The organism is Nostoc sp. JL34, from assembly GCF_017114945.1.
Lineage (GTDB): Bacteria > Cyanobacteriota > Cyanobacteriia > Cyanobacteriales > Nostocaceae > Nostoc.
In genome coordinates this window covers 64,210-78,188 of the sequence record NZ_JABXKQ010000047.1, presented here as the reverse complement: position 1 = coordinate 78,188, position 13,979 = coordinate 64,210, and the positions used below count along the sequence as shown (strand labels likewise).

General features: G+C 43.9%; 14 protein-coding genes. 11 read left to right on the top strand and 3 right to left on the bottom strand.

The window, feature by feature from the left end; translation table 11 throughout:
• Positions 1–191: 191 nt before the first annotated feature.
• Positions 192–2,720 (top strand): mannose-1-phosphate guanyltransferase, encoded by a 2,529-nt coding sequence (locus HWQ44_RS09920; protein WP_292718048.1) that lies wholly within the window; start codon positions 192–194, stop codon positions 2,718–2,720.
• A gap of 109 nt (positions 2,721–2,829) precedes the next feature.
• Here the strand turns inward: HWQ44_RS09920 and HWQ44_RS09915 are convergent, their stop codons facing one another.
• Positions 2,830–3,138 (bottom strand): hypothetical protein, encoded by a 309-nt coding sequence (locus HWQ44_RS09915; RefSeq protein ID WP_292718046.1) that lies wholly within the window; start codon positions 3,136–3,138, stop codon positions 2,830–2,832.
• A gap of 304 nt (positions 3,139–3,442) precedes the next feature.
• Here HWQ44_RS09915 and HWQ44_RS09910 point away from each other — a divergent pair, with 304 nt between their 5' ends.
• From HWQ44_RS09910 to HWQ44_RS09875, 8 genes are all read left to right on the top strand, one after another.
• Complete coding sequence (locus HWQ44_RS09910; RefSeq protein ID WP_292718123.1) at positions 3,443–4,465, top strand: chlorophyll a/b binding light-harvesting protein; 1,023 nt, start codon at positions 3,443–3,445, stop codon at positions 4,463–4,465.
• 2 nt (positions 4,466–4,467) lie between these two features.
• Positions 4,468–5,901: a chlorophyll a/b binding light-harvesting protein gene (locus HWQ44_RS09905; RefSeq protein ID WP_292718044.1), complete on the top strand. Its 1,434-nt coding sequence runs from the start codon at positions 4,468–4,470 to the stop codon at positions 5,899–5,901.
• Between the two features lie 101 nt (positions 5,902–6,002).
• Complete coding sequence (gene fldA, locus HWQ44_RS09900; RefSeq protein ID WP_292718042.1) at positions 6,003–6,515, top strand: flavodoxin FldA; 513 nt, start codon at positions 6,003–6,005, stop codon at positions 6,513–6,515.
• Positions 6,516–6,582: 67 nt separating this feature from the next.
• Positions 6,583–7,341 carry an alpha/beta fold hydrolase gene (locus tag HWQ44_RS09895; RefSeq protein ID WP_292718040.1) on the top strand — a complete coding sequence of 253 codons (759 nt, stop codon included), beginning with the start codon at positions 6,583–6,585 and terminating at the stop codon, positions 7,339–7,341.
• A 399-nt stretch (positions 7,342–7,740) separates the two neighbouring features.
• The gene (locus HWQ44_RS09890; protein WP_292718038.1) at positions 7,741–8,775 is read left to right on the top strand and encodes a chlorophyll a/b binding light-harvesting protein; all 1,035 of its coding nucleotides are present in this window, start codon (positions 7,741–7,743) and stop codon (positions 8,773–8,775) included.
• 149 nt (positions 8,776–8,924) lie between these two features.
• Positions 8,925–9,083, top strand: coding sequence for a hypothetical protein (locus HWQ44_RS09885; protein WP_292718037.1), 159 nt, complete (start codon positions 8,925–8,927; stop codon positions 9,081–9,083).
• A 110-nt stretch (positions 9,084–9,193) separates the two neighbouring features.
• Entirely contained in the window at positions 9,194–10,159 is a 966-nt protein-coding gene (locus tag HWQ44_RS09880; protein ID WP_292718035.1) for a chlorophyll a/b binding light-harvesting protein, read from the top strand.
• Between the two features lie 98 nt (positions 10,160–10,257).
• Positions 10,258–10,548 (top strand): hypothetical protein, encoded by a 291-nt coding sequence (locus HWQ44_RS09875; protein ID WP_292718033.1) that lies wholly within the window; start codon positions 10,258–10,260, stop codon positions 10,546–10,548.
• Between the two features lie 166 nt (positions 10,549–10,714).
• Here HWQ44_RS09875 and HWQ44_RS09870 read toward each other — a convergent pair whose 3' ends face one another.
• Both HWQ44_RS09870 and HWQ44_RS09865 read right to left on the bottom strand, forming a co-directional pair.
• Complete coding sequence (locus HWQ44_RS09870) at positions 10,715–10,876, bottom strand: DUF2442 domain-containing protein (protein WP_292718031.1); 162 nt, start codon at positions 10,874–10,876, stop codon at positions 10,715–10,717.
• A 57-nt stretch (positions 10,877–10,933) separates the two neighbouring features.
• Positions 10,934–12,256, bottom strand: coding sequence for an ABC transporter ATP-binding protein (locus HWQ44_RS09865; RefSeq protein WP_292718030.1), 1,323 nt, complete (start codon positions 12,254–12,256; stop codon positions 10,934–10,936).
• Positions 12,257–12,436: 180 nt separating this feature from the next.
• On the opposite strand from HWQ44_RS09865, the gene HWQ44_RS09860 reads away from it, so the two are divergent.
• Complete coding sequence (locus HWQ44_RS09860; protein WP_292718028.1) at positions 12,437–13,693, top strand: FAD-dependent oxidoreductase; 1,257 nt, start codon at positions 12,437–12,439, stop codon at positions 13,691–13,693.
• Positions 13,694–13,723: 30 nt separating this feature from the next.
• Positions 13,724–13,867, top strand: a complete 144-nt coding sequence (locus HWQ44_RS09855) for a hypothetical protein (RefSeq protein WP_292718026.1) — start codon at positions 13,724–13,726, stop codon at positions 13,865–13,867.
• Positions 13,868–13,979 lie beyond the last annotated feature (112 nt).

Here is a 13,979-nt window from a genome sequence, read left to right as displayed (position 1 = left end):
AGAATAAAAAATTACCTCTTTCCCCTCTGCTCCCTGCTCCCTGCCCCTCTGCCTCTTTCCAATCCCCAATCTATATGCATCTTGTGGAAGTTCCTCAAATATCAATATCCATAGGAGACTAGAGAAAGAAGAAGAAAATATATCTGACACGTTTTCAAGCAGCGAAGGCTGTAAATATCTAAGGAGGATTTATGCGTGCAGTTCTGATGGCAGGCGGTTCGGGAACGCGGCTTCGCCCGTTAACTTGCGATCTGCCCAAACCGATGGTGCCGATTCTAAATCGACCAATTGCCGAACATATTATCAATCTCCTCAAACGACATCAAATTACAGAAGTTATTGCCACATTGCATTATTTACCTGATGTCTTGCGAGATTATTTTCAAGATGGCAGCGATTTTGGCGTCCAGATGACTTATGCTGTCGAAGAAGATCAGCCTTTGGGTACAGCTGGCTGTGTGAAAAACATTGCCGAACTTCTTGATGAAACTTTTTTAGTTATTAGCGGTGATAGCATAACAGATTTCGACCTGACGGCAGCGATCGCATTTCACAAACAAAATAAGTCAAAAGCTACTTTGATTTTAACCAGGGTTCCCAACCCAATTGAGTTTGGGGTGGTGATTACCGATGAGGAATCACGGATTCGGCGATTTTTAGAAAAACCCTCTAGTAGTGAAATTTTTTCTGATACCGTCAACACTGGTACTTACATTCTCGAACCAGAAGTTTTGGAATATCTGCCAGCAAACGTTGAATGTGACTTTTCCAAAGACTTATTCCCCTTACTACTAGCAAAAGATGAGCCAATGTATGGTTACATTGCTCAAGGTTACTGGTGTGATGTTGGTCACTTAGATGCTTATCGCGAGGCTCAATATGACGCTTTAGCTCGGAAAGTGCAACTAGATTTTGCCTACAAAGAAGTTTCCCATGAGTTATGGGTAGGTCAAAATACTTACATCGATCAGACGGCTGTGATTGAAACCCCAGTAGTGATTGGTGATAATTGTCGCATTGGGGCAAGAGTACAAATTGAGGCAGGAACCGTAATTGGAGATAATGTCACTATTGGTGCTGATGCTAATCTCAAACGTCCCATAGTGTGGAATGGGGCATTTATTGGCGAGGAAGTAGCTCTTTCTGCCTGCGTGATTTCCCGTGGCACTCGTGTAGATCGCCGCGCTCAAGTATTAGAAGCTGCTGTGGTCGGTTCGCTTTCTACGGTGGGAGAAGAAGCCCAAATTAGCCCCGGCGTGCGCGTTTGGCCCAGTAAAAAGATTGAGTCAGGGGCAATTTTAAACATTAACTTGATTTGGGGGAACACCGCCCAACGGAATTTATTTGGGCAACGTGGTGTACAAGGATTAGCTAATATCGACATCACCCCAGAATTCGCCGTGAAATTGGGAGCTGCTTATGGTTCTACCTTGAAACCTGGTTCTAAGGTAACGGTTTCCCGTGACCAGCGTAATGTCTCTCGAATGGTGACGCGATCGCTGATTGCTGGTTTAATGTCAGTAGGTATTGATATTCAAAACCTCGATGCCACAGCTATCCCCATCGCCCGCACGGTTATACCCACAATGTCGGTAGTTGGTGGTATCCACGTCCGGGTACATCCCGATCGCCCTGACTACATTTTGATTGAATTCATGGATGCCAAGGGCATTAATATCTCCAAAGCCCTGGAAAAGAAAATTGAAGGAGCTTACTTTAAGGAGGATATGCGGCGGGCGCTAATTCATGAAATTGGCGATGTATCTTATCCTAGCCAAGTCATGGAGCGTTACTGCACTGCTTTTGAGAAACTGTTGCATGTTCATACACTCCGCAACAGTCGGGCAAAAGTGGTGATTGACTATGTTTATGCGGTGTCGGGGGCAGTTTTACCCCAAATGTTAGATAAATTTGGCGCTGATGCAGTCGTACTGAATGCTAGTGTCAATAAAACGGCGATGTCCGTAGCCGATCGCGAAGGACTGCTGACTCAGTTAGGTCATGTAGTGGAGGCATTGAAAGCTAACTTTGGCGTGCAAGTATCGGCTAATGGAGAACAGCTAATTTTAGTTGATGAATCAGGCTACCCAATTCGTGGGGAAATGTTAACAGCACTGATGGTAGATATGATTCTGACGGCTAACCCCAGAGGAACTGTAGTTGTACCAGTTCATGCTTCCAGTGCGATTGAACAAGTCGCCCGTCGCCATGATGGCAGAGTGATTCGCACTAAAGCTAACCCGACAGCTTTAATGGAGGCTTGTCAAAAAAACCCTAATGTGGTATTAGGAGGTAGTGGAGAGACTGGTTTTATTTTCCCGCAACTGCATCCGGGATTTGATTCCATGTTCTGCATTGCGAAGATAATTGAGATGTTGACTATCCAGGAGCGATCGCTTGCTGCTGCGCGGTCAGAATTGCCCCGTGTAATTCACAAAACTTATACAGTCCGCTGCCCGTGGACAGCTAAGGGTGCTTTAATGCGTTACTTGGTGGAAACTCACCCAGCTCAAAATCTAGAACTCATCGATGGAGTGAAAATTTGTCAACCCTACGATGACAGTTGGCTGTTAGTTTTACCAGATGCCAGTGAACCACTGGTGCATTTGTATGCCAATAGCAACGATCGCGAATGGGTAGATGAGACTGTGAGAAACTACCGCACCCGTGTTCAAGCTTTTGTGGAAAGACAACAAGAATATCAACCAGCCGAAGTGTAATTCGTAATTCGTAATTCGTAATTGAATTCTTTAATTACGAATTACGTTAGCGAGTCCGCAAGTGTCATTAAAATAAATAGCGAATCATGCCGAGATGGGTTCAAAATTATCATTGGACATTCTGACATTCGGGTAAATTTCTCCGAGCGTATTTGCAATCAAAATAAATTAAAGCTTCCCTAGTAGAGGTGAATGCTCTAGTTGTGGTGTATGAGTTACTGTTTTGACTTGCTTCAGATGACCAGACTTTCAAATAGTAATGACTATTATCATCGCTAGACCATAATTCATAACGGTAATCACCTCCTGAACCCTGACTAGTTAAATAGTCAGCTAGTGCTTTATTTGATGCGGACAACAAGCTCAATACAGTTAAAACAGGAATTACAGCTACTTTTAGTCTTTGGATTAATTTCATAAATGCACACAAAATTTACTCTCTCTAGTTCTTTTACTGATGTAGCTTTTGTAACCAGTAATTGCCTGTAATATTGTGTGAGGATATCGGAAGCCACTTACAAGAAGTTGGGTTGGAATGAACCACGCCCGCTTTTTCGGTTTATTTCCTAAAATCCTTTACAAAACTTAACTCCCATTAAATAATAAAAATTCGCAATAAGTCTGATAGGATATCTTCAGGCTTATTGATATAGATATTCATTAAGCTAAGAATAAATTTCAGCTATTTCAAAACTTTCTCAGGAGGTAACGCCATGACAAGGATGGCTGCTCAAACACCGGAGTCGATTCCCTGGTGGGCTGGGAACGCTCGGTTAACCAACCTCTCAGGGCGACTTTTGGGCGCTCACGTTGCTCATGCAGGGTTAATTGTTCTCTGGGCTGGTGCAACGACCCTTTTTGAACTTGCCCACTTTAACCGAGTGCAACCAATGTACGAACAGGGGTTGATTCTATTGCCTCATTTAGCAACCCTCGGCTGGGGTGTAGGAAGTGGTGGACAGATAGTAGATACCTATCCCTACTTTGTCATTGGAGTATTGCACCTGATTAGCTCCGCCTTCTTAGGATTTGGTGGCATCTTTCATGCCCTACGTGGGCCCGCCATCTTAGAAGAGAGATTTTCCTTTTTTGGCTATCGCTGGTCAGATGCTAATAAAATGACCACTATTCTGGGTATTCACCTAGTATTGCTGGGTCTGGGAGCCGGCTTACTGGTTGCCAAAGCTATGTTCTTTGGCGGCTTGTACGATTCTACGGTGGGTGAAGTGCGCGTAGTTTCTAGCCCTACCTGGAATTCTGCTGTAATTTTTGGTTATTTATTTGGTGGCGGTGGCAAACACTGGATTGCTGGAGTCAACAACCTAGAAGACTTGGTTGGTGGTCACATTTGGGTCAGCATTCTCTGCATTGCCGGCGGTATCTGGCACATTACTACTCAACCTTTCGCCTGGGCAAAGCAGCTTTTTGTCTGGTCAGGAGAAGCATACCTTTCTTACAGCTTGGGTGCTTTAGCTCTCATGGGTTTGATTGCTGCCTATTTTGTCTCGGTTAACACACTAGCTTACCCACCGGAATTTTATGGGCCAGCCCTGAGTATTGGGTTTGACCGCTTTCCTTACTTCCAGAGTGGAAATTTACTATCCTCTCGCGTTTGGCTGGCGAATGCTCACTTCTGGCTAGGTTTCTTCTTTCTTCAAGGGCATCTCTGGCACGTTCTACGTGCTGCTGGATTTGACTTTGCAAAGGGTAGAGTCATCCATTCAACTCGTGGGGAGGCAATCTAACAATGGTAACTGCAACGATAACCACCCAGGAATCCGATTGGTGGGCTGGTAATGCCCGATTCATTAACCTATCTGGTCGGCTTTTGGGCGCTCATGTTGCTCACGCTGGGTTGATTGTGCTTTGGGCAGGAGCAATGACCCTGTTTGAAATCACCAAATACAACCCCTCCCAACCGATGTATGAACAGGGGTTAATCTTACTGCCCCATCTGGCAACATTAGGATTTGGTGTTGGCGATCGCGGCCAAATTATTGATACTTATCCCTATTTTGTCATTGGTGTCTTACATCTGATTAGTTCTGCTGTACTGGGTGCTGGTGGCATTTACCACGCCCTTTTAGGCCCGGAAGTATTAAGTGAAAACACCTCTTTTCCTGGCTTCTTTGGCTACGACTGGAAAGATGAAGACAAGATGACCACTATCATCGGCATTCATCTGCTGTTGTTGGGGTTCGGAGCGTGGTTATTGGTAGCAAAGGCGCTGTTTTGGGGTGGTATTTACGATCCGACAGTAGCATCTGTACGAGTAATTACTGAACCGACCATTAACCCTAATCGCATCTTTGGCTATCTCTTCGGTGCTTTTGGCAAAGAGGGGATGGCAGCAGTTAATAACTTAGAAGATGTCATTGGTGGACATATTTGGGTAGGAATACTCTGCATTGCTGGAGGATTTTGGCACATTCTCACCAAACCTTTTGCTTGGGCAAAAAAGGTATTATTTTGGTCTGGTGAGGCTTACCTATCCTATAGCCTGGGCGCTCTGGCTTACATGGGTTTGTTGGCAGCTTATTTTGTCACGGTAAATGATACCGTTTATCCCACAGTTTTTTATGGGCCGTTGGGATTGAGTACTACTGCATCGGGAGTGATTACGGTTCGCACTTGGTTAGCAACTAGTCACTTTGCTCTAGCAGTTGTATTTCTAGCTGGTCATATCTGGCACGCCTTGAGGGTACGTGTCATCGCGGCTGGACTTGATTTTCAGCAGGGAGTTGTCAATCCTGCCAGAATGCCGGAAATTGGGAATCTCTATACCCCAGTCAATGCTTCGGATATCACGCTGAAGTTTTTGGCGAATCTTCCTATTTACCGTCAAGGCTTGTCTCCTTTTTCACGGGGGCTGGAAATTGGGATGGCGCACGGCTACTTCTTGATTGGCCCATTTGTCAAGTTAGGCCCGTTGCGAGATACGGAGTTGGCAAATCAAGCTGGGTTACTAGCCACAATCGGTCTGCTGTTAATTTTATCGATTTGCCTGTGGCTGTACGGCAGCGCATCGTTCCAAGGGCGCAAACCGGCTCTTGGAGAGCTACCAGAAAATATGAAAACAGCTAAGTCTTGGAGTGAATTCAATGCTGGGTGGACGGTAGGTAGCTGTGGAGGAGCTTTGTTTGCCTTCTTGGTATTAACCAATAGCAGTTTGTTTTTCTGAGTTGCACGAACTAGGCAAATAAGTATCCTTGCGTAAATTACTGCGATCGCGCAGCGTCCTGCAAGGAAAGAGAATCGCAAATCCATATATCAGGTGAGAATATGTCGAAAAAAATTGGTCTGTTTTACGGTACTCAAACTGGCAACACTGAATCTGATGCTGAAAAAATTCGGGATGAGTTTGGTGGCGATACTGTAACATTACATCCCATTTACGAAGCGGATACTACGACTTTTGATGAGTATGAATTGCTGATTATTGGTTCTCCCACTTGGGATATTGGTCAACTTCAGAGCGATTGGGAAGGCTTTTTCTCCGACCTAGATGAAATAGATTTTAGTGGTAAGTTGGTTGCCTATTTTGGTGATGGAGACCAATATGGCTATAGCGATAACTTCCAGGATGCAATGGGAATTCTGGAAGAAAAAATTTCCCAACGAGGCGGTAAAACTGTTGGTTACTGGCCAACTGAGGGGTATGACTTTGATCAATCTAGAGCTTTGAAAAATGGCAAGTTTGTCGGATTGGCACTCGATCAAGGTAGTCAATCTGAGCTAACAGACGAGCGGATTAAAACTTGGGTCGCTCAGTTGAAGACAGAATTTGGTTTGTAGAGATTAGGGGCATACAGCTAGCTGTACGCCCCTACTAGAATTGATAATTTAGAAGTTATAGGTATTTATGTCTGATTCATTTGATGTTTTGTGGTTAAGTGCCAGTCCTGCTTTACAGCGTTTTGATAAACCATTGCTTGAATATTTATCTGGGCATATAAATGTCGCCCAGTGGGAATACCAGCAAACCAAAGATGAAGCCAGTTCTATAGATCAAGCTGTGGAGTTGCTATATGACTTTTTAGAATGGTGCGATCGCCCCGTGCATCTAGCAGGACATGGGATGGGTGGTGCGATTGCCTTAACCTTTGCCCAGCGATTTCCCCAAAAAGTGCGATCGCTAACTCTGCTGGCTGTAGCAGCTCAACCTGCAAACAATTGGCAAGCTCACTATTACTTTCAACGACAACTTTTTAGCATCAGCCGCGAACTAGTTTTGGCAAGCACCGTTCGCAGTCTATTTGGAAATCAACCACCTCATACCACTAAAAAGTTAGTAGCTGCCTTAGATAAAGATTTAGAACAATCTCCATCATCACACTCTTTGTTTAAGTTGATTTATTTAGCCAAGGGTGGAGTTTCTATGCCAATGATGGTATGTGGTAGCAAGAGCGATCCGATAGTCAACCCACCTGCATTACATGACTGGTCGAATTGGTTCAAGCCAGAAGATAAGCTCTGGGAATGCCCACAAGGGCATCATTTTTTTCACTACTTCTATCCTCAAGAGGTTGGCGAAGAGATTTTGAGTTTTTGGCAACGTCACCATCCACATTTACTAGAAGGATCTCCACTATCCTTGAGTACTTCTACAAGTTATTCATGAAGCCAGAAAGCAGAATAACCCACGCTTAAAAAGTAATAATTTGCTTGCAGCCAAGAGTTGTTTGAGCGGTGATAGTTACTATTGCCGCTCCGTTTGCGCTGCTTATTTTTTCTCCAGTTTTGATGATTACATTTTGTAAAGAGATTTAGTAAATAGGAATTACTTTCAATAAACTAAATTTGTAATCTCAATAATTGGTAATTAACTCTCAATAAGCAGAGTATGTGCCAAGAAGTCATATCTGACGACAATCGTTAACGCCTGCGGTGAATTGGAAGAACCCCTCTTCGTTCAGATAAAAGCTCCGAGTCTACAGTAGTAGCACTCATACGATATTTAACTGCTGAAAAAGAACCAATTAATTGAATATTACTAGCAACAATCTTACTCAGATTAACAATGCAGACATACGGCAATCCCAACCTCAAATTTGATTGGTGGACTGGTAACGCCCGCTTCGCCAATCTCTCTGGCTTATTTATCGGCGCTCATGTGGCACAAGCAGCGCTGACGACGCTCTGGGCTGGGGCGTTTACATGGTTTGAAATCTCTCGCTACAATCCCGAAATACCTATGGGTGAACAGGGGTTGATTTTGCTTCCCCACTTAGCCACCTTGGGTTTTGGTGTGGGCGCAGGTGGCCAGGTTGTCGATACTTACCCTTATTTCGTTATCGGCGCTTTGCACTTAATTTCTTCAGCCGTGCTTGGTGCAGGGGCACTTTTCCACACCTTCAAAGCTCCAAAAAACTTAAAAGACGCCACTGGTCGCGCTCGGAAATTTCACTTTACATGGGATGACCCGAAAAAACTTGGGTTTATCTTAGGACATCACCTGATTTTCTTGGGATTAGGTGCTTTACTCCTAGTAGGAAAAGCCATGTTCTGGGGAGGACTGTACGACTCGACAATTCACGATGTTCGAGTTGTCACCGATCCTACCCTCAACCCCTTGGTCATTTATGGTTATCAAACTCACTTTGCCACAGTTAACAACTTAGAAGATTTAGTCGGCGGTCATATCTATGTAGGCTTGTTACTAATTGGCGGGGGTATTTGGCACATCCTCATAGAGCCTTTACCTTGGGCGAAAAAGCTTTTAATTTTCTCTGGTGAAGCCATCCTTTCCTATTCTTTAGGCGGTATTGCTTTAGCGGGATTTGTTGCAGCTTACTTTTGTGCGGTGAATACCTTAGCTTATCCCGTGGAATTTTATGGCTCTACCTTGGAAGTAAAACTCGGAGTTAGCCCTTATTTTGCCGACAGCATTAAGTTAGCTAACGGTGGTTATACTTCCAGAGCATGGTTAGCAAATGCCCATTTCTTCTTAGCTTTCTTCTTCTTGCAAGGTCATCTGTGGCACGCTCTACGAGCAATTGGCGTTGACTTTAGCCGAATTGAAAGGGCATTAAATGCCATCGGTAGCGAATCGTAATAAGTGCTGAGTTGTGAGTGCTGAGTCAACTTAAGACCTGGCGAATAGAATTCGCGGCTACACAAACTCTCGTCCGCCTGCGCGGACTAACGAAAAATTAATAGTTTTCCAATACTACTCTTTCTAAGATACAAGGTTGGGTTGAGGCAATGCGTTACCCAACAACCCCGCAAAAGGTTGGGTTTCGTTCCTCAACCCAACCTACCCCGGAGTGCTTTTTTAGGCAAAACCTACGCAGTATTGAAGGGTTATTCAACCTGCGTTCGCCCTTGGCGTTGCCGCAGGCTAGGCAGGTTTTGACTGTGTAGAGGCGGTTTCTAACCGCCCTTTTAACATTAAGTTGACTACTCCCTACTCAGCACGGGCTAAACCTTAGCTATCCGCTAACAGCACCTAGCACTTTTAAGAGTATTTAACTATGACAATTACAACTGATAGAACCTTAGCAGCAGACACAAATTTATCGTGGTTAGTGGGTAATGCTCGTTTAATTGATTTATCTGGTCAATTATTAGGCGCTCACATTGCTCACGCAGGCTTAATTATGTTTTGGGTAGGAGCAATCACAATATCTGAAGTTACACGCTTTGTTCCTAGCGTACCAATGTATGAACAGGCATTGACTTTGTTACCCCACTTAGCAACTTTGGGCTGGGGTGTCGGTGCTGGAGGAGAAGTAGTCGATACCTATCCCTATTTTGTAATTGGCATTTTGCACTTAGTTGCATCTGCTGTATTAGGTGCGGGTGGACTTTTTCATGTATTTCGCGCTCCGGCAATTTTATATAATGCCGGTGGACAGACGGCAAAATTTCACTATGAATGGAATGACCCCGAGCAATTGGGTTTAATTTTAGGTCATCACCTAATTATTCTGGGTTTGGGAGCATTTTTGTTAGTGCTAAAGGCAATGATTTTTGGCGGAATTTATGACACTAATTTGGGAAATGTCCGCCTAATTAGCAATCCCAATTTAAATCCAGGAACGATTTTTGGCTACTTAGTTGGTCTGAAAGATGGTAGCTGGACTCCTTTGGGAATGGCAAGTGTTGATAACTTAGAAGATGTCATTGGTGGTCATATTTTGATTGGCTTCATCTTAATTGCTGGTGGCGTGTGGCATATTCTTGTACAACCTTTTACGTGGGTAAGACAAATTTTGCCAATTGATAATGGTGAAGAAATTCTTTCTTATAGCTTGCTGGGTTTAGCTTTGATGGCTTGGATTTCTGCTGCGTTTGTGGGATATAACACGACAGTTTTTCCAAGAGAATTTTACGGTGATGAACGTTTAGGATTGGCAGATATTCAGTTTTTCCTTGGTGTAGTGGCCTTCTTAGGTTACGTTTGGCACTCTTGGCGATCGCGTCAAACTAATAGTTAATTAAGTTTCGCTCAACACTAGCTAAATAAAGTCCGATGCCTGCGGTTAACAGCAGTGGACTGTGGGCATTTTTTTTGGAATTTTTATGAGGATAACTAATGTTAAGTATGATTTTGTGTGCTTTTGGCACTTGGACAGTAATGATTCTATTTATTTCGAGTTTCTGGTTAACCTTGAGAAAAGGGATAATTCATTTAAAAAGGCTGCATGAAATTCCCTGTTCTGGTTGCGAATATTTCACCAACGACTACCGCCTTAAATGTACTGTACACCCCAAAAAAGCTTGTTCTGAGCAAGCGATCGCCTGTATTGATTTTGAGCCGAAAACTTCTGCCTGTAATGCTTGTCAGAAGGGTCGGCGAAAGCAATGTTTAAATTTATTTGATTAATCGTTCAGGTGAGATACAAGAGTGCGATCGCTAATCAAAGATTTTTTACTGTCACGCACTACGACTTAACTTATAGTTAGGAATAGTTGATTGCTAATTACTGCATAGAGAACATCTGGATCAAGGTCGGCTCCTGATTGCCATTGGATTGTTCCTACTTCGTGATTTACTTCAATCGAGCAAAGTATTTTGGATTTTGCAAAGGTGCAAAAACACCTGTAAATTTGATTAGCTTACTAAGATCAACTATTCCTTCTACCTCGTCTTCAAAACTGATATATAGGTGATAATTTTCTCGCAGTTCTACTGCGACAATATCTTTTAACATATTGCACTACTCCAATGGCTATGCTCCTGTAGAAAAATTAAAATTGGAGATTAGTTTCTAGGGAAATATTGCTAATTCGGTTTCTGGATCAAAAAAGTGAATCTTCTCTGGAGTTAGAGATAACCATAGTTGCTCACCAGGTTGTACAAATCGGTCTGGTGGGATTCGCACTTGTAGGTAATTGGCTGTAGTGGCAGGTTTAGATCCCGGTTCGGCAATCTTAACAGCGAGAAAGGAATCGTTGCCGAGATTTTCTACCAAATCTACTTGCACTGGTAGATTTTTGGTAGCAGGCATACTCAAGTTCAAGTGTTCTGGGCGAATGCCTAAAATTAGAGTTTTTCCATCATATTTTTGTAAAGCTTTTCCCCAAACTTCTGGAAGAGTGAAACGCAACTGGGAATGAGTAATCAACTGCGGGGCATGAAATTCTACAGGAATAAAATTCATTGGTGGTGAACCAATGAATTCTGCCACAAAAAGATTGGCAGGACGGTTGTAAAGTTCTAAGGGAGAAGCAACTTGCTGAATTTTACCCTCAGACATAATCGCAATGCGATCGCCCATTGTCATCGCTTCTGTTTGGTCATGGGTGACGTAAATTGTCGTTGTCCCCAATTGGCGCTGCAATTTCACAATTTGGGCGCGGGTTTCCGCCCGCAGTTTAGCATCTAAGTTAGAAAGCGGTTCATCCATTAAGAATACTTGAGGGTCACGGGCGATCGCTCTTCCCAATGCAACCCGTTGTCTTTGTCCCCCAGATAGCTGTTTAGGTAAGCGATTCAGCAATGTTTCGATTTGCAACAGTTGGGCAACACTACGCACCTGTTCATCCACCGCCCGTTCTTTGTCAGAAATGTAGCGTAATCCTTTAGGTAACTTTCTGGTCGCCCCCACAAAAAGATTTTCCGCCCACGCCTGAAGATATTGAGACGAGGAAGTATTTTCTCCTCTGCTCCTCTGCTCCTCTGCTCCCCTGCTTCCCCTACGGCGTAATCCAAAGGCGATGTTGTCATATACCGTCATGTGAGGATAGAGGGCGTAATTTTGAAACACCATTGCGATGTCGCGTTCTTTGGGTGGTAGGTCATTGATCAAGCGATCGCCTACCCAAATATTGCCTCCAGTCATCACTTCTAAGCCGGCGATTAACCGCAGTAGGGTGCTTTTACCACAACCAGAAGGGCCCACCAGCACCATAAACTCGCCATCTGCGATCGTCAGGTTAATCCGTCGCAAAACATTGACACTTTCCGCACGCTCTGGCGCTACATCAGTTTTTTCCGCAAGTGTGAGAGGAGATTGGGTTTGTGAGTTAACACTTTCCCCTTTACGTGAGGAAAAACTTTTATAAACGTTTTCTAAAATAACTTGGGACACAACTGTTAATTATTGTCATTGGGCATGGGGCATTGGGCATTGGACAATATGACTAATGACCAATGACAGTTTAGCGCTCATAATAATACACGTTCAGGGTAAATACGAAAAGTTAAAAAAACAGCTTTTACCATAAAAAGCAAACTATTCTAAATTTTAGGGCTGTCAGGAGGTGTTGTTATGACTACCGATGTACCTAAAAATCTTTCCCAAGACCCAAGCGTTAACCCTGTCCATGACATTGTAGACGTACAAACTACAGATTGTTGCATTGTGGGTGGAGGCCCAGCAGGAGCAGTATTGGCGCTGTTGTTAGCGCGTCAAGGCATTTCTGTGATGCTGCTGGAAGCACACAAAGACTTGGATCGCGATTTTCGTGGCGATACGATTCATCCATCGGTGATGGAAATTATGGAGGAATTGGGACTTAGCGATCGCTTGCTAGGACTTCCCCATACCAAAATGCGCCAAATTAGTATTCAAACTCCTCAAGATACTGTCACATTCGCAGATTTTAGTCATCTGAAAACCCATTATCCCTACATTACAATGCTTCCCCAGGTAAAATTCCTGGAGTTTATCACCCAAGAAGCACAAAAATATCCTAGTTTCCATCTGGTAATGGGTGCGAATGTGCAGGAATTAATTACCGAAAATGGCTTGATTCAAGGTGTCCGCTATCGAGGAGGCGGTGGTTGGCATGAAATCCGGGCAATACTGACAGTGGGTGCAGACGGTCGCCACTCACGTTTACGCCACCTGGGTGAGTTTGAGTCCATCGAAACCTCGCCACCAATGGATGTCCTCTGGTTTCGCCTACCGCGTCAACCAGAAGACCCGGAAGGGGGAATGGGGCGGTTTGGTCAAGGTAAGCTAATCGCCATGCTTGACCGTGGTGATGAGTGGCAAGTTGCCTATGTTATTCCGAAAGGAGGCTATCAACAACTGCGGGCTGAGGGTTTGGAGGAATTAAAAAAATCTGTTGTCGAAGTAGTGCCAGAATTCCAGCAACGCATCCAAAATTTACATGACTGGTCACAAGTAGCTTTTCTCTCAGTTGAGTCCAGCCGCGTCAAACGCTGGTATCATCCAGGACTGCTACTTATCGGTGATGCGGCTCATATCATGTCCCCCGTTGGTGGAGTTGGCATTAACTACGCGATTCAAGATGCTGTCGTCGCGGCGAATGTACTCAGCAAACCGCTCAAAAACGGACAAGTACAACTTAGTGACTTAGCAAAAGTACAAGGTCAACGCGAGTTGCCCACACGCATCATTCAGGCATTTCAAACTTTTATCCAAAAGCGGGTATTGGCCCCGGTTCTCACCTCAAATCGCACCTTTGTACCACCTGCGTTTTTGCGCTTACCCATCTTGCGCGACCTTCCCGCCAGGTTGATTGCCTTGGGTGTTTTTCCGGTTCACGTCAAGACTTAATTTTTGCCAATAATTTTTTCTATTTAAGCAATGAGTGGTACAATTATACTACTTCATGCAGAATTCAATGCTCAATTTAGTCAAGCGAGGGTGGCGGGCGGCATACTCAATGCTGTTCAAAGCGATCGCTTGGCTTTTATGCTAGAAATAACTAAAAACTCAGAGTGGATGTAGAAAATTTGTTCAAATATTATTAAAAAATGCAAACAATTAAACCAATCTAGATATTAATTGGCACTACATAGAAAAACCCCCTCTTTTTCAATCAGCACTTTTTGCAGTCAGG

Excerpts from the sequence above, each read along its gene's own strand:
- HWQ44_RS09870 (WP_292718031.1), bottom strand. The coding sequence starts at position 10,876 with ATGTTAAAAGATATTGTCGCAGTAGAACTGCGAGAAAATTATCACCTA.
- HWQ44_RS09895 (WP_292718040.1), top strand. The coding sequence starts at position 6,583 with ATGTCTGATTCATTTGATGTTTTGTGGTTAAGTGCCAGTCCTGCTTTA.
- HWQ44_RS09905 (WP_292718044.1), top strand. The coding sequence starts at position 4,468 with ATGGTAACTGCAACGATAACCACCCAGGAATCCGATTGGTGGGCTGGT.
- fldA (WP_292718042.1), top strand. The coding sequence starts at position 6,003 with ATGTCGAAAAAAATTGGTCTGTTTTACGGTACTCAAACTGGCAACACT.
- HWQ44_RS09885 (WP_292718037.1), top strand. The coding sequence starts at position 8,925 with ATGCGTTACCCAACAACCCCGCAAAAGGTTGGGTTTCGTTCCTCAACC.
- HWQ44_RS09855 (WP_292718026.1), top strand. The coding sequence starts at position 13,724 with ATGAGTGGTACAATTATACTACTTCATGCAGAATTCAATGCTCAATTT.
- HWQ44_RS09920 (WP_292718048.1), top strand. The coding sequence starts at position 192 with ATGCGTGCAGTTCTGATGGCAGGCGGTTCGGGAACGCGGCTTCGCCCG.
- HWQ44_RS09860 (WP_292718028.1), top strand. The coding sequence starts at position 12,437 with ATGACTACCGATGTACCTAAAAATCTTTCCCAAGACCCAAGCGTTAAC.
- HWQ44_RS09915 (WP_292718046.1), bottom strand. The coding sequence starts at position 3,138 with ATGAAATTAATCCAAAGACTAAAAGTAGCTGTAATTCCTGTTTTAACT.
- HWQ44_RS09890 (WP_292718038.1), top strand. The coding sequence starts at position 7,741 with ATGCAGACATACGGCAATCCCAACCTCAAATTTGATTGGTGGACTGGT.
- HWQ44_RS09880 (WP_292718035.1), top strand. The coding sequence starts at position 9,194 with ATGACAATTACAACTGATAGAACCTTAGCAGCAGACACAAATTTATCG.
- HWQ44_RS09875 (WP_292718033.1), top strand. The coding sequence starts at position 10,258 with ATGTTAAGTATGATTTTGTGTGCTTTTGGCACTTGGACAGTAATGATT.
- HWQ44_RS09910 (WP_292718123.1), top strand. The coding sequence starts at position 3,443 with ATGGCTGCTCAAACACCGGAGTCGATTCCCTGGTGGGCTGGGAACGCT.